General features: G+C 64.4%; 20 protein-coding genes and 1 pseudogene. 7 read left to right on the top strand and 14 right to left on the bottom strand.

The window, feature by feature from the left end:
- Nucleotides 1–12: 12 nt before the first annotated feature.
- Together WDJ60_RS03560 and WDJ60_RS03555 are read left to right on the top strand one after the other, a co-directional pair.
- Nucleotides 13–681: a DUF7857 domain-containing protein gene (locus WDJ60_RS03560; protein WP_340098588.1), complete on the top strand. Its 669-nt coding sequence runs from the start codon at nucleotides 13–15 to the stop codon at nucleotides 679–681.
- Entirely contained in the window at nucleotides 678–1,337 is a 660-nt protein-coding gene (locus WDJ60_RS03555; RefSeq protein ID WP_340098586.1) for a P-loop NTPase, read from the top strand. The genes WDJ60_RS03560 and WDJ60_RS03555 overlap by 4 nt, the downstream gene beginning before the upstream one ends.
- Here WDJ60_RS03555 and WDJ60_RS03550 read toward each other — a convergent pair.
- Nucleotides 1,319–2,182, bottom strand: coding sequence for a transcription initiation factor IIB (locus WDJ60_RS03550; RefSeq protein WP_340098584.1), 864 nt, complete (start codon nucleotides 2,180–2,182; stop codon nucleotides 1,319–1,321). The genes WDJ60_RS03555 and WDJ60_RS03550 overlap by 19 nt on opposite strands.
- A gap of 187 nt (nucleotides 2,183–2,369) precedes the next feature.
- Between WDJ60_RS03550 and WDJ60_RS03545 the strand changes: the two genes are divergently transcribed.
- The gene (locus tag WDJ60_RS03545; protein WP_340098582.1) at nucleotides 2,370–2,867 is read left to right on the top strand and encodes a DUF7858 family protein; all 498 of its coding nucleotides are present in this window, start codon (nucleotides 2,370–2,372) and stop codon (nucleotides 2,865–2,867) included.
- Here WDJ60_RS03545 and WDJ60_RS03540 read toward each other — a convergent pair.
- The 3 genes from WDJ60_RS03540 to WDJ60_RS03530 form a co-directional block, all read right to left on the bottom strand.
- Nucleotides 2,864–5,077 (bottom strand): LUD domain-containing protein, encoded by a 2,214-nt coding sequence (locus tag WDJ60_RS03540; RefSeq protein ID WP_340098579.1) that lies wholly within the window; start codon nucleotides 5,075–5,077, stop codon nucleotides 2,864–2,866. The genes WDJ60_RS03545 and WDJ60_RS03540 overlap by 4 nt on opposite strands.
- Nucleotides 5,074–5,598 carry an LUD domain-containing protein gene (locus WDJ60_RS03535; protein WP_340098577.1) on the bottom strand — a complete coding sequence of 175 codons (525 nt, stop codon included), beginning with the start codon at nucleotides 5,596–5,598 and terminating at the stop codon, nucleotides 5,074–5,076. Before WDJ60_RS03535 ends, WDJ60_RS03540 begins: the two co-directional genes overlap by 4 nt.
- Nucleotides 5,599–5,666: 68 nt before the next feature.
- Nucleotides 5,667–6,398, bottom strand: a complete 732-nt coding sequence (locus WDJ60_RS03530) for a ParA family protein (RefSeq protein WP_340098575.1) — start codon at nucleotides 6,396–6,398, stop codon at nucleotides 5,667–5,669.
- A gap of 176 nt (nucleotides 6,399–6,574) precedes the next feature.
- Between WDJ60_RS03530 and WDJ60_RS03525 the strand changes: the two genes are divergently transcribed.
- Both WDJ60_RS03525 and WDJ60_RS03520 read left to right on the top strand, forming a co-directional pair.
- Nucleotides 6,575–6,898, top strand: a complete 324-nt coding sequence (locus WDJ60_RS03525) for a helix-turn-helix domain-containing protein (protein ID WP_340098573.1) — start codon at nucleotides 6,575–6,577, stop codon at nucleotides 6,896–6,898.
- Nucleotides 6,895–7,236, top strand: a complete 342-nt coding sequence (locus WDJ60_RS03520) for a hypothetical protein (RefSeq protein WP_340098571.1) — start codon at nucleotides 6,895–6,897, stop codon at nucleotides 7,234–7,236. Before WDJ60_RS03525 ends, WDJ60_RS03520 begins: the two co-directional genes overlap by 4 nt.
- A gap of 105 nt (nucleotides 7,237–7,341) precedes the next feature.
- On the opposite strand, the gene WDJ60_RS03515 is transcribed toward WDJ60_RS03520, so the two are convergent.
- The 3 genes and pseudogenes from WDJ60_RS03515 to WDJ60_RS03510 form a co-directional block, all read right to left on the bottom strand.
- On the bottom strand, nucleotides 7,342–7,569 hold the full coding sequence (locus WDJ60_RS03515; RefSeq protein WP_340098569.1) for a hypothetical protein: 228 nt from the start codon (nucleotides 7,567–7,569) through the stop codon (nucleotides 7,342–7,344).
- 264 nt (nucleotides 7,570–7,833) lie between these two features.
- A pseudogene (locus tag WDJ60_RS18810) lies at nucleotides 7,834–7,932 on the bottom strand (AN1-type zinc finger domain-containing protein); the annotation flags it as partial.
- 10 nt (nucleotides 7,933–7,942) lie between these two features.
- Nucleotides 7,943–8,365: an HIT family protein gene (locus tag WDJ60_RS03510; protein WP_340098567.1), complete on the bottom strand. Its 423-nt coding sequence runs from the start codon at nucleotides 8,363–8,365 to the stop codon at nucleotides 7,943–7,945.
- Between the two features lie 135 nt (nucleotides 8,366–8,500).
- Between WDJ60_RS03510 and WDJ60_RS03505 the strand changes: the two genes are divergently transcribed.
- Nucleotides 8,501–9,355 (top strand): SDR family oxidoreductase, encoded by an 855-nt coding sequence (locus WDJ60_RS03505; protein WP_340098565.1) that lies wholly within the window; start codon nucleotides 8,501–8,503, stop codon nucleotides 9,353–9,355.
- Nucleotides 9,356–9,381: 26 nt separating this feature from the next.
- Nucleotides 9,382–10,389, top strand: a complete 1,008-nt coding sequence (locus tag WDJ60_RS03500) for a patatin-like phospholipase family protein (RefSeq protein ID WP_340098563.1) — start codon at nucleotides 9,382–9,384, stop codon at nucleotides 10,387–10,389.
- A 26-nt stretch (nucleotides 10,390–10,415) separates the two neighbouring features.
- Here the strand turns inward: WDJ60_RS03500 and ilvA are convergent, their stop codons facing one another.
- The 7 genes from ilvA to WDJ60_RS03465 all read right to left on the bottom strand — a co-directional run bounded on the left by ilvA (nucleotide 10,416) and on the right by WDJ60_RS03465 (nucleotide 16,663).
- Nucleotides 10,416–11,627 carry a threonine ammonia-lyase gene (ilvA, locus tag WDJ60_RS03495; protein WP_340098561.1) on the bottom strand — a complete coding sequence of 404 codons (1,212 nt, stop codon included), beginning with the start codon at nucleotides 11,625–11,627 and terminating at the stop codon, nucleotides 10,416–10,418.
- Nucleotides 11,628–11,939: 312 nt separating this feature from the next.
- On the bottom strand, nucleotides 11,940–12,068 hold the full coding sequence (locus WDJ60_RS03490) for a hypothetical protein (RefSeq protein WP_340098559.1): 129 nt from the start codon (nucleotides 12,066–12,068) through the stop codon (nucleotides 11,940–11,942).
- Between the two features lie 25 nt (nucleotides 12,069–12,093).
- Nucleotides 12,094–12,393, bottom strand: a complete 300-nt coding sequence (locus WDJ60_RS03485) for a hypothetical protein (protein WP_340098557.1) — start codon at nucleotides 12,391–12,393, stop codon at nucleotides 12,094–12,096.
- A 258-nt stretch (nucleotides 12,394–12,651) separates the two neighbouring features.
- Nucleotides 12,652–13,539, bottom strand: coding sequence for an ornithine carbamoyltransferase (gene argF, locus WDJ60_RS03480; RefSeq protein ID WP_340098555.1), 888 nt, complete (start codon nucleotides 13,537–13,539; stop codon nucleotides 12,652–12,654).
- 2 nt (nucleotides 13,540–13,541) lie between these two features.
- Nucleotides 13,542–14,639, bottom strand: a complete 1,098-nt coding sequence (locus tag WDJ60_RS03475) for a [LysW]-lysine hydrolase (RefSeq protein ID WP_340098553.1) — start codon at nucleotides 14,637–14,639, stop codon at nucleotides 13,542–13,544.
- Nucleotides 14,640–14,648: 9 nt separating this feature from the next.
- The gene (locus WDJ60_RS03470) at nucleotides 14,649–15,779 is read right to left on the bottom strand and encodes an aspartate aminotransferase family protein (protein ID WP_340098550.1); all 1,131 of its coding nucleotides are present in this window, start codon (nucleotides 15,777–15,779) and stop codon (nucleotides 14,649–14,651) included.
- Entirely contained in the window at nucleotides 15,776–16,663 is an 888-nt protein-coding gene (locus tag WDJ60_RS03465) for an acetylglutamate/acetylaminoadipate kinase (protein WP_340098548.1), read from the bottom strand. The genes WDJ60_RS03470 and WDJ60_RS03465 overlap by 4 nt, the downstream gene beginning before the upstream one ends.
- Between the last annotated feature and the right edge of the window lie 12 nt (nucleotides 16,664–16,675).

The raw sequence follows: 16,675 nt of genomic DNA, 5'->3' as shown, positions 1-16,675 counted from the left end.
GCCAGACCCTCTATGGTCTCGCTCACCTGTGACACCACGGCTGCGGGGGCGGCGACGCTTGTCAGCCTCACGCTGTCGAGTGCCGAACCCATCCACGTCAGGGTCGAAAACTGCCTCGACGGGCCGGTCTGGCCGCCTCGTAAGCAGGGCGTTCCCGCCGCTGGCTGGGACGAGGAGGGCTTTTCCGGCGTCGTCGACGGCCGCCTCGCGCTGGGCTACGCCTGTCCGGCCGACCCCGCCGACCAACCGGCCCACATCGTCGAGGAACGGCCGCCGGCCGACGAGGCGGAACCCACCGCACGCAGTCTCGTTCGGGAACTCGGGGACGCGTCGCCACCGCGGGACGCTGTCGGACCTACTGTCGATGCTATCGATGCTGTCGGGCCAGACCCACGTGAACGCAACGCGGGAACCGATTCGCCGCCACCTGCCGTTTCGGCGTGGCTCGAGGAGGTCGAACAGCGCCTCGCCCACGCTGACCGCCTCGATGGAGCGACCTCCGTCTCCGAGGCCGCCGACGCGGTCGACGCCGTGGGTGGGCCAGACGAGGTTCGCACGCTTCGGGATCGGCTCGCGACCGACCGGGAGGCGCTGGTCGCTGTCGCCGAGCGGTGTGAGTCGATCGCCGACAGCGCGGAAACCGTCGAAATCCCTGTCGAGACGCTCGCCCATCTGGCATGATCGTGGCGGTCACCGCCGGCAAGGGCGGGGTCGGCAAGTCGACGGTCACGTTGAATCTCGCCGCCGAACTCGACGCCGTGGCCGTCGACGCGGACCTCTCGATGGCCGACCTGCCTGCCGGCCGCGGTCCGGACCTCCACGATGTCCTCGCCGGTCGCGCGGACCCGCTAGAGGCCGTCCACGACGGCGACCCAGTGTCACTACTCCCCTGTGGCCGGTCGCTGGCCGGCGCCCGCGCGACTGACCCGACTGCACTCGCCGACGCGCTCTCGCGGGTCGACGCGCGTTACGGCGGTGTCGTCGTCGACTGCCCCGCTGGACTCCGCAGCGACGCTGGCATCCCGTTGCTTGCTGCCGACGCCTGCGTGCTCGTCACCCAACCGACGGAAGCGGCGCTGGCCGACGCGATGCGCGTGCGCGAACTCGCTCGTACCGTCGAGACGCCACTCGTCCGGGTCGTGTTGAACCGCACGACGCTGACCGACACCGACGCGATAGCCGACGCGCTCGGTGCGCCAGTTCTCATCCTGCCAGAATCAGACGTTCTCGCCCACGCCCAGCGGAGCGGTCACCCTGTGGGGACGGTTCGGCCGGACTGTCCCGCAGCTGTCCAGTTCGAAGCACTTGCCGACGCCGTTCACTCCGTGAGGTCGTAGTACGTCGACCGGAGCGTCACTGGCGTCACGTCTGCGGCGTTTGCGGCCTCTTTCTGCGTGAGGTCCCGCCCAGTCTCGCGGGCGGCCGTGTAGAGACACGCCGCTGCGACGCCGCCGGGATTGCGGCCGTTGTCGATACCCTCTTCGCGCGCTCGCTCGGCGAGTGTGCGAGCCCGCTGTTCGACGCTCGTCGGCAGGTCGAGTCGGCTGGCAAAGCGAGCCAGATACTCCCGCGGGTGAATCGGTCCGGTCGGCAGCCCGAGTTCCTGATTCATCGCGTCGTAGGCGACGTCCAGTTCGTCCCGGCTCGCCCGCGCGGCGTCGACGACTTCAGAGAGTGTCCGCGAGACGGTGGCCGTCCGGCAGATGGCGTACACCGCTGCCGCGGCGAAGCCCTCGATGGAACGGCCCTGCAACAGCCCCTCTCCCTGGGCAGATTCGAAGAGCACGCACGCCTGTTCCTGGATGCTCTCGGGCAGGTCGAGCGCGTTCACGACGTGGTCGATTTCCGTGAACGCGTAGACGCGATTGCGCTCGGCCTTCGAGGCGATCTGCGTGCGCTTGTGCTGGCGGCGAAGTCGTGCCATTTGCCGGCGCTTGCGCCCCTTCAGCCGCGTCGACCGACCGATCTCCGTCGAGAGGCCCCTGTCGTGGCGCGAGCGCGTCAGCGGCGCACCGGTCCGTTCGGGATTGGTGTCGTCCTCGGCGAAGGAGCGCCACTCCGGGCCTGGGTCGATGTTGTGTTCCTCGACCACCAGCCCGCACTCCGTACAGACCGTCTCGCAGTCGTCGGCCTGCAGTCGTCCGCTACACTCCGGACAGCTCTGTCCTGTCGTCGCTGTCATTCTATGTTGATCTTGGCCCGGCTTGCACTTTTAAAACGGAGTCGTTCACCGGAAAATAGCGGTGGGAGACGGGGAAGTACCGACCGGTGACCGGTAGGTAGCATCGCTCTGGCGTACCCCAGCGTCGGTGTCGGCCGTCAATGGACATCTCGAAGTTTTAAATGACAAGCGGGAGCAGTCCCGCCCGATGGGGCTGTCTGACATCGCAGCGGGGGTAGAGGTGACGACGGAACAGCGCGACCGGGGGGTCGCCACCGTCGACAGAACTGAGCAGTCACTGGCGGAGCGACTCGACGCTGTCGCTGATGAGTTGCCCTGTACCGGTGAGGCGGCCGCGACGGTCGTCGAACGCTACACTGGCGGCGGCAGCGTCGGCGCGGCGGCCCGAACTGCCGCCGTTGCGCCGATGACCGCCGCGAAGGCGCTGCACTTGCTCGGCGAGTCCGTCAGTCCGGTCGGACCGACCGGTCGGGACGTCATCGACGACTATCTGGCCGGTGAACTCTCGCGGACCGATGCCCGCCAGCTCGCCCGCGTCTCTGAGACTGAGTTTGCACTCGCCGTCTACGTCGCGACCCACGACCCGCTCCCGGACGCGCGGGCAGCCGTCGAGGACGCACTCGCCGTCGATACCGAAACGGATCCGCTCGCGGAGACGAGAAGCGAGACGACTGATTTGCTCTAATTCGGCGCGACGAGCTCGATCGGGTGCTGGTTGGGTCGGTCGAGCAGCGCGTCGAGCTGGTCGAGACAGGACGTTCCGCTGGCAAGCACTGTTCGGTCGCGGCCGTCCGCGTCGGTGAACTGCTCGCGGATTGGCTCGCCGACGTCCATGCTCAACTCGTAGTAGTCCGTCTTGTAGCCGAAGGAACCGGCCATCCCACAGCACTCGGTGTCAGAGGTGCGCACGTCGTAACCCAGCTGTCGGAGGACCGTCTCGGTGTAGCTGTCGACGCCCAGTGTCCGTCCCTGGCAGTGGCCGTGGTAGGCGACGCGGTCGGTGCCGGTGTCGGTCGGACTGCTGAGTCGACTGGCGTCAGCCCCGTTTTCGAGACGGCCGTAGACGTATTCGAGCACTTCGTAGCTCGCATCGGCCAGCCGTTCCTGGGACTGCTCGGGCAGGAACTGCTCGTACTCGCGTTCGAACATCGCCAGCGCGCTGGGTTCGACGACGACGATGTCGCGGCCGGCGTCGATGTGCTCGGCGAGTGCGGCGTAGACGCCGTGGGCGTGCTTCTCGGCGGTGGCGACCATCCCCTGCGAGAGCGGTGCGCGCCCGCTCGACGGTGCCTCGGGAACGGTCACCTCGACACCGAGGGCCTCGAGCGCTCGCACGGTTGCTTTCCCGCGCTCCGGTGCGACGCGGTTGGTGTAGAGGTCGGGGTACACCACCGCTTCGCGGGCGGGGTCGTCGACGGTCGACTCGCGCTGGTCGGCCCACTCGCGGAACGTTGTTCGTGCAAAGGTCGGGAGGTCACGGCGACGGTCGACACCGAGGAACCGTTCCATCGCGGCCCGAGCGACGCTGGTGTCGGCGACCCAGTTCGACAGCGGCGCGGTTGCGCCCCCCACCTTCGCGATCGTCGAGAAATTCCCAAAGAATCGCTTGCGGAGGGAGAGCCCGCCGGGCTCCTCGTCGGGGGTCAGTCCCTCGACCAGCGAGTCGAAGCGGTCGGGGTCGGCTCCGCGGTTGATGCGGTCCCGGACGACGGTGTTTATCCAGGGGATGTCGATACCGACCGGACAGGCATCGACACAGCGCGAACAGCCGGTACAGAGGTCGTTGAACTCCGCGGCGGTGTCGAGCCCCTCGATGCCGGCCTCCCAGCCGGTGGCGATGCCGCCCGAATAGGTTTCGCCGCCGAAGGCGTGGCCGCCGACCGACTGGAAGTTCCCACAGGAGTTCGAGCAGGCAGAACACCGGATGCAGTACAGGGTCTCGCGCAGCTGGTCGTCGTCGCGCATCGCCAGCCGACCGTTGTCGATGAGCACGAGGTGGAAATCTCTGTCGTCGCTCTCGCCGAGTGGCTCCTCGTCGTCGTGGACTGTCGGGGCGCCGACCGGTGGTGTGAACAGCGAGAGGTAGGAGGTGATGTCCTGGCCGGTGCCCGAGCGGCCGATGAGTTCGACGAAGGGCGCGAGGTCCTCGACGCTCGGGACGACCTTCTCGACGCCCGCGACGGCGATGTGTGTGTCCGGGACGGCGACCGTCTTCCGGGCGTTGCCCTCGCTCGTGACCAGTGCCATCGTTCCCGAATCCGCCGTGAGAAAGTTCGCACCGGTCATCCCCACGTCGGCCTCGAGAATCTGCTCGCCGAGGCGCTCGCGGGCGAAGTGGGTCAGCTCCTTGGCGCTCTCTAACGGTTCGTCGAGATCGAACCGCTCGGCAAAGAGCTCGGCAATCTCTTCGCGAGACTTGTGGATCGCCGGCGCGACGATGTGTGAGGGTGCCTCCTCGGCTAGCTGGAGGACCCACTCTCCGAGGTCCGTCTCCACCACGTCGATGCCGCCGTCCTGGAGGTGTTCGTTGACCTCTATCTCCTCGCTGGTCATCGACTTCGATTTGATGACACGATCGGCGTCGACATCGTCGCAGATCTCTCGGATGTGGCGGTTGGCGTCGGCCTCGTCCTCGGCGATATACACCGTGCCGCCGTTGGCCTCGACGCTCGCTTCGAGCTTGTCGAGCAGTTCTGGCAGGCGCTCGATCGCGTCTTCCTTGATTTCGCGTGCCTCGGCTTTCAGTCCCTCGTAGTCGTCGAGCTTGGCGACGGAGTCGTACCGGCCCTGATTGAACCCGCGGGTGTTCTCGGCGACGGCGTCGCCCTCCGTCTCCAGCAGGTGTCGGATGCGTGCGGCCTTGACGCTCCGTGGCGGGGACTGACTGGCAGTCATCGGTCCTCCACCACCACGATGTGGACGGCACGCGGGCCGTGAGCACCTTTCACGAGCGCACCCATGTCAGCCGTCGCGCTCGGACCGGTGGCGATGACGGCGTCGGTCCCGTCGGTTCGCATCCACTCGCCGAACCGTTCGAAGGCCGTCGGCATGTCCGGGACGATGTCGCTGGCGGCGACGACGGCGACGTGCGTCTCGCCGAACAGGCTCACCGGCTCCTCGCCGGCCGACGTCTCGCGGATGACGACTGAACCGTAGTCGGCGATGCCCAGCGCGGCCTGCGTGATGCCGGTCGCTGCGTCGGTCACCGCCGCCCCTGTCGGGTCGAGCGTTACCGGGAGCTCCGAGAGCGAAACTCCCTCGATGTCGAGTTCAACGCCGGTAGCAGGCTCGTCGATGGCGTCGGCGAGTACGTCCTCGGCGTCGGCGGCTGTCGTGTGTGTCACCGTCGCATCGACGCGTTCGGCGGCCTCGGTGAACCGCGACAGGTCGTCGGCTGTCGTGTTGTCTGCGCTCATTACTCACTGCTATACGCTGCCATGGCCAAGGCTTTACCGCTGTTTCCCTCGGTGAGCGCCCCCCCATCCTATCTCAGCAGTCCGTCCAGCCGCCCGCTCGTCTCGAAGTCGAGTTCGACTGTGGTATCCAGAGCGGCTTCGACAGCGGCGGCGACAGCCGGTGCGAACGCCGTCTCGTCGTCGAGACAACTCGGACACTGACTGGGAGCGGTCGTCTCCGTCGCCGGAACTCGTGTGTCTGCATCCGCGACCTGCGGGGTACCATCCGCGAAGTTCGCGACGACGGCATCGATGGACTCGCCAACGTCTCGCACGCGGCCCGACAGCCGCGCGAGTGCGTCCGCGCCGCGTTCGCTATCGGGCGTGACTGCGACGATACGGTCGGCCATGTCGACCGCGGCGACGGCCTGATTGGTCGCCACCGGTGGCGTGTCCACGATGACCACGTCGTGTGAGAGCGCGATGGCAGCGATCTGCTTTTCGAGCGTTTCGGCCGCCCCCGCCGTCTTCGCGCGGGCGAGTCGCTCGAACGGTGCCCGTGCCGGACACAGCGAGAGCTGACCGGGCGTCTCCAGCGCTGCCGGCTGCACGACTGAATCCAGTGGTGCGCCGTCGGTGACCAGTTCCGTCACGTCCGCTTCGATGGTGTCGACGTAGTCGGCGAGCCCCTGCGTTTCGTACGCCGCGTCGACGACGGCCACGTCCCGCCCCGTTCGTGTCAGCGTTGCCCCTATCTCCACCGCGAGTCGCGTCGTCCCTGCGCCGCCAGCAGCGCCGACGAGCGCGAGCGTCTGCGTCATGGGCCTCTCTGCTGCCTTCCCCCTGATAAAGGTACGCGATTTGCTGGCTGCTCAGGATGATGTTACTACTAGTTCGACGCTGGCGCGCGCTGTCGCGGCGGCGCTGCCGCGACAGCAAGCGTGCAGATTAACCGCTCGCCGAACGGCTTATTACATTATACAACAGTATATTACACATGCCAATCAACATCGACCGATTCGAGGACGAGTCCGAAGATGTCCTGACTATTGAGGAGGGGACACAGCCCCACACGATTCTTACTTTTTTGGCGGCCAATGACGAGCAGGCGTTCACCCAGACCGAAATTCATGAAGCGACAGATATCCCCCGAGGGAGCGCCGGTGTCGTCCTGTCACGGTTAGAAGATCGCGGACTGGTTCGACACCGGGGACGCTACTGGGCTATCGCAGAGGACGAACGACTCGCCTCGTACGCGACACAGCAGGCTGCGAGTTCCGCGTCAACGACAGACGATTATTACGGTGACACAGAGGAATGACCGACCAATCATATGACCGGGGAGCCGTCGTGAAAGGTCCAGATCTCCTTGGTCCGCATACACATCGCCCATACATCTGTCTGAGTACGGTCGATCCTCCGTTTCGGGATGAAGAAGCCGTCTATGCGGTCGTCACGACGACACACCGCTCGGCTGCAATCCCGCTCGCGTCTGCAGATTTCACGAGTGGTGGACTACCCCGTGACAGTTACGTCAACCCGTGGGTTCTCGTCACTATCAAACACGACGATATTCAGGATATCGAGGGTCAACTAGCGGAAGATACCGTTGACAAGATTGCACGAGATGCAGCTGCCAATATCGGAGCGCTGGATTGATACCGTGACTTGGTTGCGCTTTCCCTACTGGACGACGCGCAGACACACACGCAGTACTCAGTGCGGGATACGCACCCTGTATTGACCACTTGCTCAAAACGCCACTCAGACAAACCACGCAATCGCGGCACCGAGCATGGCCGCTGCAACGTCTTCGACGTAGACGTACGCGGGGGTCTCTGTCAGGGCCGCCGTTTCTGTAACTCTGTAGAACCCGACCACTGGTACGTCGTACAGTGGAGTGAGGAGAGCGTTGTACGCCGCGAGTAGCACCAACCCGATGCCAGCAAGTCGAATGGCTGTTCGCGTCGTGGACCGGAGACGAATACCCACTACGTCGGACGAAAGCTTCCACTGTCGAAACCGAGACGAACTTGACGACTGCGGCGCTAGGTCTTGCGCATTGTCCTTCGTTTTGACTGCTGGTGACGTGTCAGATGGCGGCTCTCTATCACTGCTGCCCGGAGTTGGACGGTTCCCCGTCTCCATCGGGTTGGGTGCTTCGACCTCGTTGTTGCGGTCCGTGTGCTGTCCCGAGAGATGTGCTGTCGATTGTCCTCCCTGACCCGGTTCAGGAACGTGCAGTGGACACTCGTGCTTTTCAGGGAGACGGTGGTCTCCACAGAACTGCGAATTGCAGTGATTACACGTAAACGGGTGGTCGATGTCGGTCCCACAGTGAGCACACGTTACCATCTGTAACTCGCTACTGTTCGTCCCGAACTGCGTCGGCAATTTCGGCCATCTCGTCGTCAGAGAGGTCGGCCCCAGTAAACAGCGAGTGAATCGGCTTGCCACCGTCCTCGGCAAAGCGGGGGACGATGTGGCAGTGGACGTGTGGTACTTCCTGGCCGGCGTCCTCGCCGTTGTTGAACGCGACCGTCGAGGCGGGGGCGTCGACCGCTTGCTCGACGGCGGGCGTAATCTCGTTGACCAACTCGAAGAGTTCGCCGGCCGTGTCGGCGGGCATGTCGCCAACGCGCTCGTGATGGTCTTTGGGGACGACGAGCGTGTGCCCACGCGCGAGCGGGTTCACGTCGAGGAAGGCGTAGGCCTCGTCGGTCTCTGCGACCGTGTTGCTGGGAATTTCACCGGCGATAATCTGACAGAAGATGCAGTCCTCGCTCATACCCGATGGGTTGCCCGCTGTCGCTATCAAAGTTTGGCTGCCGCCGTCGGCGTCGAAACGCCGGACAGCATCCTGATGGTTCATGTGTGGCAATGTATCTTTTTAGGGCTGACCGAAGTAGCAGTATGCGGCACAATGGTATCTGACGCAACCGAACCGCCGGAAGTGACTGAAGACGAGATTCAGACGGTCGACGACGACCACTTCAACGAGGATTCCGTCGCTATCGTCACTGGTGGGGGATCCGGTATTGGGCGGGCGACAGCAATCGCGCTTGCCTACAATGGGCTCACGGTCGTCGCGACCGATATCGACGAGGACGGACTGGCCGAAACCGTCGAGAAGGCAGCCCAGTGTAACGCTGCCGACAACGTCGAGACGGTGACCGCAGATATCGTCAACGAGGACGAGATCGCCAGCATGGTCGAGGCCGCGGCTGAACTCGGTGACGTACGCTACGTGGCCAACATCGCGGGACTCCAGCACATCTCGCCCATCGACGAGTTCCCGACCGAGAAGTTCGATTTGATGCACGACGTGATGCTCCGGGGGGCGTTTCTCGTCGCCAAACACGCGATGCCACACATTCGCGCCACGGACGATGGCGTCGGTGCGATTGGAAACATGGCCTCGATTCACGGCCACACCGCCACGAAGGACAAGGTCGCGTACATCACCGCAAAATTCGGGCTCCGCGGGCTGACGCAGGCTATCGCGGCGGAAGGAGAAGGCACACTGCGCTCGTTTAGCATCTCGACGAGCTACGTGAAAACCCCGCTCGTGACCAACCAGATTCCCGACACTGCCGAGGAACGGGGGATTAGCGAAACGGAAGTCGTCGAAGACGTCATGCTGGGGAAATCTCGCGTCAAGGAGATGATGGAGCCAGTCGACGTAGCTAACCTCTTCACGTTCGGATTCTCCAAACGGGCTCGACACCTCAACGGTGGGGACCTCACGTTCGACGGTGGTCACACCTTCACCTACTGAATGACAGTCGTCCACTCTCCATCCAGATGACCACGAACGTCGCCATCGCGTGTCAGGGTGGGGGAAGTCACACCGCGTTTACGGGGGGCGTCCTGGAGACGGTCTTGCCGTATATCGACGCCAGAGAGGACTGCCGGCTGGTGGGGCTGAGCGGCACCTCGGGTGGGGCCGTTTCGGCGCTCGCTGGCTGGTATGGCTATCTCGTCGGTGGTGGCGAGCGTGCGGCCGAGACGCTCCGAGACCTGTGGGCAGACATCGCGACGACGGGTCCCTACGAGCGCCTGCTCAACGACTGGGCGGTCTGGGGAACGCGACTCCAGAACGGCCCCCTACCGACCCCGATGGTCAGTCCCTACGACCTCCCGTTCTCGGATATGGGCAAACGCGAGTTCGTCCGCCTCCTCGAACGCCACGTCGATTTTGACGCGCTCGATGACCTCGCGACGCCCGAGTGTCCACGACTGGTCGTCGGCACCGTCGATGTCAACGCCGGCGAGTTCGAGACCTTTACCGAGGCGAACGTCTCGCCGAACGCGATTCTGGCTTCTGCTGCCGTTCCGACACTGTTCGAAGCCGTCGAGATCGACGGCCACTACCACTGGGACGGCCTGTTCTCGCAGAACCCGCCGGTGTACGATTTGATGCATACCGACCCAGCGCGAAAGCCGGACGAACTCTGGATCGTCCAGATAAATCCACAGACGCGCGAGGACGAACCCACGCGCGTCGACGAGATTGCCGACCGCCGGAACGAACTCTCGGGGAACATCTCCCTGAACCAGGAACTGCGCTTCATCGAGACGGTCAACGAGTGGATTGACCGCGGCGATCTCGACTCAGACGCGTACAGCCACACCGAAATCCGCCGTCTCGTGCTGGACGACAAACTGGGCTACGCCTCCAAACTCGACCGGAGCACACAGTTTATCGAGCGCCTGCGAACGGACGGCATCACCGACGCTGAACGGTTCCTCGTGGATCTCGACCTCACCGACCACCAGCACGACGGTCGGACTCACTCGACTCACGAGTGACGGACTCGCCAACTCCCGCGAGTTGCCTACACCAGCACGTCGACCTTGTACCCTGCCGCTTCGAGGGCGGTAACGAGTTCCTCGACGTGGTCCGGCCCGCGCGTCTCTACATCGAGTTCGACCTCGGCGTCGTTCATCGCCACGTCGCGGGACGTGCGGTCGTGCTGGATGACGTAGATGTTCGCGCCGTGGTCGGCAATGATACCGACCAGTTCCTCGAGCGCACCGGGGCGGTCCTCCAGAATCGTCCGGAAGCGCAGATAGCGGCCGGTCTCGACGAGGCCGCGGACGATGACTGTCGTCAGCGTGTTCATGTCGATGTTGCCGCCACACAGCGCCGGGACGATTGTCTCCCCGTCGTCGTAGTCGAACTTCTCGAACATGAGCGCGGCCAGCGGGACCGCACCAGCACCCTCGACGAGGGTCTTGCCGCGCTCTAACAGCGTCGTCAGCGCGACGGCGATCTCGTCGTCAGAGACGGTCACCACCTCGTCGACGCGCTCCTGAATCACCTCGAAGGTCCTCTCGCCGACGGTTCTGGTGGCGATGCCGTCCGCGATGGTGTCGACGGCGTCCAGTTCGATGCGCTCGCCCTTCTGGAGCGACTGGGCGACGCTCGATGCGCCCTCGGCTTGCACGCCGACAACGCGTACGTCCGGGTCTTTGCCTTTCAGTGCGGTTGCGATGCCGCTGATGAGCCCGCCGCCGCCGATGGGGACGACGACTGTTTCGACGCTCGGGAGGTCCTCGATAATTTCCAGGCCGATAGTCCCCTGTCCCGCCATCACCATCTCGTCGTCGAACGCGTGCAGATAGTACCGGCCCTCTTCGGCTTCGAGCTGGTGGGCGTACTCGGCGGCGGCGGAGTAGTCGACACCCTCCAGTACGACCTCGGCGCCGTAGCTGCGGGTCGCCTTGACCTTCGAGATGGGTGCGTTCTCGGGCATCACGACCTTCGAGTCGACGCCCATGCGCGTGGCTGCGAGTGCGACACCCTGCGCGTGGTTGCCGGCGCTCGCGGTGATGACACCGGCCTCGCGCTCGGCCTCGGAGAGCGTCGCGATGCGGTTGGTTGCACCGCGAATCTTGAACGCGCCGGTTCGCTGGAATGTCTCCAGTTTCAGGTGGACGTCCGCACCGGTCATCGCCGAAATCGTGTGTGAGTAATCCAGCGGTGTATGCCGGGCAGTCTCTGCGACCCGGTCGCGGGCCGCCAGCACGGCCGACAAATCGAGCATAGCCACTATTACCCCAGCACGACGCATAAACGTCCGGTGATCGATCGGAAGCCGGCGCGCTCACCGCCAAAACATAGAGCGTGTGACGTGCAGTCGCGACTGCACCCAAATCGATGGAGTCTGATTACTTAAACCCTCGGGAGGAATTGTCGGCACAGAAACGCAATACGGAGGCGAGATATTGCGTCCGTCAGACGGGTGGCACACGACCGTCTCACTACTTAAATGAGGCTGTCCGCAGAGACACCAGAACGAACGGCTTCATTCGCCCTGTCCGCGCATGAGCGAGTCGACGAACGCGTCATGCTGTCGTTATCTCGTCCACGCTGCTGTGAGTGCAGCCATCTGTTCGGTCAGGTCTGCCATCGACTGTTCTATCCCGGCTGTAGCGGTGGGGGGCGATTCCGTGGCGAGTTCCTCGCTGTGATCCATTTTTGTCATGGTTTGACTGTTGTCCGCTCCCGAGTCAGTCGCTGGCGACGGGGCCGACACCGGTCGCGGATGCGTCACCGACTTCGACACTGCGCGACGCTGCTGCGTGCTCGCCCAGTGAGACGACGGCTGCGTCGAGTTCGTCGCGGGCCTGGTCGTACTCGTCGACGGCAGCGGTCATCTGTGCGATTGACTGCTGTAACTCGCTCATTGCGTCGTCGAGACTGTCGAAACTCGCTCGCTGGCCGTCTGCCGTCCGCTTGAGGTCATCCATCGCTTCCCTGTACGTTTCGACCTCGCGTTCGAACGCCGACTGAACCGTGGTGTCTTCCATATAAACACACAGACACTGCTCGGTCCTAACCATATAACCAAACTCGTTAGGTTTCCATCTTGCCACAAAACCAGACAAAGCGCCTCACTCCGTTCGGCGTTCTACTGCTCGGACAACCAGACAAGCAGTCCGTTCTGGGCGTGCAGCCGATTTTCTGCTTGGTCCGGCAGCCACCTTTTTCTCCTCGGGTGGCTCACTTCGTTCGCAACCGCTCGTCGAAAAACGTGGGCGAAAAAGCGCCTCACTTCGTTCGGCGCACTACTGTTCTGACAGCCACACCAGCAGCCCCTTCTGAGCGTGCAGCCGATTTTCTGCTTGGTCCCAGACGATGGCGTTGTCGCTTTCGAGGGTTTCGTCGGTAATCTCTTCGCCGCGGTGGGCGGGCAGACAGTGCATTACTGCCCGGTCGCCGACGCGGTCGGTAGTGAGCTGGAACCCCTCGAACTCGTCCAGTTTTTGCTCGCGTTTGTCCTCCTGACCCATGCTGACCCACACGTCCGTGTACACGACTTCGGCGTCGGCGATGGCCTCCTCGGGGTCGGTCGTCGTTTCGGGTGCGCTCCCGAGTTCGTCGGCCCGCGCCAGCACGTCGTCGTCGACTTCGTACCCTTCCGGTGTCGCGACGGTGAGGTCGAGGCCGACCATGGCCGCACCGAGGACGAAGGACTGACAGACGTTGTTGCCGTCGCCGACCCACGCGACGGAGGTGTCGAAGCCAAAGTGCTCGCGAATCGTCAGCAGGTCCGCGAGCGTCTGGCAGGGGTGAGCGTCGTCGGTGAGGCCGTTGACCACTGGTACCGTCGCGTATTCGGCGAGCTCGACGATATCGCTGTGGTCGAACACCCGCGCCATGATGAAGTCGACGTAGCGGGAGACGGCGCGGGCGGTGTCCTTGATCGGCTCGCCGTGGCCGAGATGGATGTCGTCCGGGCCGAGGAAGATAGCGTGGCCGCCCAGTTGTGTCATCCCCGTCTCGAAGGAGACTCGCGTCCGCGTCGAGGGTTTCTCGAAAATCATGCCCAGCGTCTGGTCTGTCAGTGGCTGGGCGGCCGTCCCATCTTCCTGGGCAGCCTTGATGTCGGCCGCCCGGTCCAGGACGGCGTGCAGTTCGTCAGTCGTGAGGTCGTCGACGTCAACGAGATCCATAGTTAGCAGAGCCGTTCCGTGGCGGTTTCAAGGACCGCCACTGCCTTATCGTATTCGTCCAGAACGAGGTGTTCGTTGGGCGCGTGGTCCAGGTCCGAATCGCCGGGGCCGTAGGTGATCATCGGACAGTCCCAGTGCTGTGCAAAGACGTTCATGTCGCTGGTACCGGTCTTCCGGAGCAGCCGCGGGTCGCCGCCTTCCTTGCGAATCGCCCCGCGGAACGCGCGTGCGACCTCGTTTCGCGGACTCTTCATCACCGGCTCGACGCGGTCGTCCCAGTTGACCCGGTCGGCCACGTCGAGATAGCCGTCGGTAATCTCGATGACCTCTTCGGTGGTCATCGACGGCGGCACACGCAGTTGGACGTCCATCGTCGCCTCGACAGAGAGTCCATCAATTGAGAGCCCACCGTCGATGTCGATGGGCTTTGGCGTTACGCGCTCGAAGACTGGCTGCCACTCGTCGTGGGCGAACTCTTCTTCGACGTTGGCCCACCACTGGATAGCGTCCTGAATCGCGTTGTTCTCCGGCCGGGAGGTATGCCCCGACTCGCTGGTCGCAACGTAGGTTCCGGCGACGAGTCCCCGGTAGCCCAGCGTGATACCGTCCCAGCCGGAGGGTTCGCCGTTGATGACGGCATCGGGTTCGCCCTCGCGGTCCTCGACGATGAACCGACTCCCGCGGGAGTCGACCTCTTCGCCGACGACACCGAGGAAACTCGTCCCGGTCCGGACTGCGGCGACAGCCATCGACGCCAGCGGTCCCTTCGCGTCGACGCTGCCCCGTCCCCAGAGCACGTCGCGCTCGCCGCCCCCGTCGACGGGGCCGTTCCCGCCCCAGTGGGCGTCGCTGTCTGGCAACCGCTCGACACGGACCGGAATGTCGCCGGGAACGGTGTCGATGTGGGAGGTCAGCAGGACGCTGTCGTCTGCAGGTGCGCGGAGATTCCCCACCTCGTCTATCCACACCTCACGGTCGTGTTTCTCGAAAAAGGTCTTCAACTGCTCGGCACAGGCCCGCTCGTTGCCGGTCACCGACGGGATGCCGACGAGCTTCTCGATGAGCTCGCGGGCTTCGCTACGCTGTGTCGTCCCGCTCATATGCTCACCTCACTCATTGATAACCTCCACCAGCGCGTCGACCACGCTGTCGGCGTGCTCCTCGGTGATGGTCAGCGGCGGGAGCAGACGCACCACAGTCCGACCGGCGGGTAGCGCCAGCAGCTGGTGGTTCAGCGCCAGTTCCTTCAGGATGCGATTCGCGCCGCGCTTGACCTCGATGCCGACCATCAGCCCCTCGCCGCGAACCTCGCGGGCGGCGTCGCCGAGCTCCGATTCGAGTTGCCCACGAAGGTACTGGCCGACATCGGCGGCGTGAGCGGGAATTTTCTCGTCGACGATGGTCGACACGGTGGCGTCGGCGGCCGCCGAGATGACGGGGCCACCGGAGAACGTCGAGGCGTGCGAGCCGTAGTTCTCGGCAATCCAGTCCCGACACAGCGTCGCGCCGACGGGCAGGCCGTTGCCGAGTCCCTTCGCGGCGGTAATCATGTCGGGGACAACGCCGGAGCCTTCCGCGGCCCACAGCGTTCCCGTCCGGCCCATGCCGGTCTGGACTTCGTCGAAAATCAGTGCTGCACCCGATTCCTCCGTTACCTCGCGCGTGCGCTGGAGGAACTCGTCGCTGGCGGGGTTGATGCCGCCCTCCCCCTGGACGGGTTCGACGATGACCGCCGCCGTCTCGTCGTCGACGGCCTCGGCCATCGCGTCTGGGTCGTCGTAGGGAACGAACTCCACGTCGCCGATGAGCGGCTCGTACGGTTTCTTGTACTTGTCCTTCCAGGTGGTCGCGAGTGCGCCCATCGTGCGGCCGTGAAAGCCCTGCATCGTGGCGATAATCTTCGAGTTCCCCGTCGCCGAGCGGGCGAACTTCAGGGCCGCCTCGTTGGCTTCCGTCCCGGAGTTACAGAGCCACACCTTTCCGATGGGGTCGGGTGCGGTCTCGGCCAGCCGTTCGTACAGTGCGGTGCGGGCGGCGTTGGGATAGGACGCCTGCACGTAGGTCAGCTTCGAGAGTTGCTCGCTGACGGCCGACTGCACTGCGTCGTGGTCGTGACCGAGCGGGACACAGGCGTAACTCGCGCCCATATCGAGGTACTCTGTGCCACTGTCATCGTAGAGGTAGGGTCCGTCGCCCTCCTCGATCTGGATCGGTTTCTCTGAAAAGACGAAGCCGCTCATTCCTCGTCACCTCCCTGTGGGAGTGCGCTCGGGTAGACGTGTGTGCCGTCACCCTCCAGTGCGGTGGCAATCGGCCGTTCCAGATTGGCGTCGGCGACGACGACCTCGTCTGCGCCGCCCTCCAGTGCTTCTCTGATTGCCATGACTTTCCGACCCATGAACCCTTCTGCGGCGTCTTCCATCCGCGCCCAGTCGTCGGGCGTCTCGACTTCCCGAATCAGCGTCTCGCGGTCGTCGGGGTCTTCGAGGATGCCGGGGACGTCCGTCAAGAGGACGAGCATCCCGTCGAGTTCCCCGGCGATAGCAGCAGCGGAACGGTCGGCGTCCGTGTTGACGGGCGTAACGTCTCCATCGTCAGCGCCAGCCATCGGTGGACTCACGACGGGCGTGTACCCGTCGTCGAGCAGCGATTCGAGCAGGTCGCCATTGACCTCCTTCAGGCTGCCCGAGTGGTCACCGCGACGAATCTTCTTCTTTCCATCTTCGACGACGCGAACGGCTGATTTCCGGGGGCCGTGGAGGAGCTTTCCGTCCACGCCCGAGAGACCGACGGCGTCGACGCCTTCGCTCTGGAGATTCGCGACCATCTCGGTGTTGAGGAGGCCGGGCATCACCATCTCGAAGACGTCCATCGTCTCCTCGTCGGTGAAGCGGCCGACGACACCGCTCGGCGTCTCGACGTACTCCGGTTCGATACCGAGTCGCTCGAGCGTGTCGTCGACGGCCGTCGAGCCGCCGTGGGTGACGACGACTTCGTGCGGCCCGGCCCCACTCTCGGGGTCTGCCTGCTGGTCTGATTCTCCCGAAACGAGCGATGCAACGTCGGCGATGGCACCTTCGGGGTCGACCGCGCGAGCGCCACCGATTTTGATAACTACAGTCATGAAAATATCCTC

This window comes from Salinibaculum salinum (assembly GCF_037645885.1).
Taxonomy (GTDB): Archaea; Halobacteriota; Halobacteria; order Halobacteriales; family Haloarculaceae; genus Salinibaculum; species Salinibaculum salinum.
The sequence above is the reverse complement of the archived record's forward strand: the minus strand, read 5'-3'. Positions and strand labels throughout refer to the sequence as shown.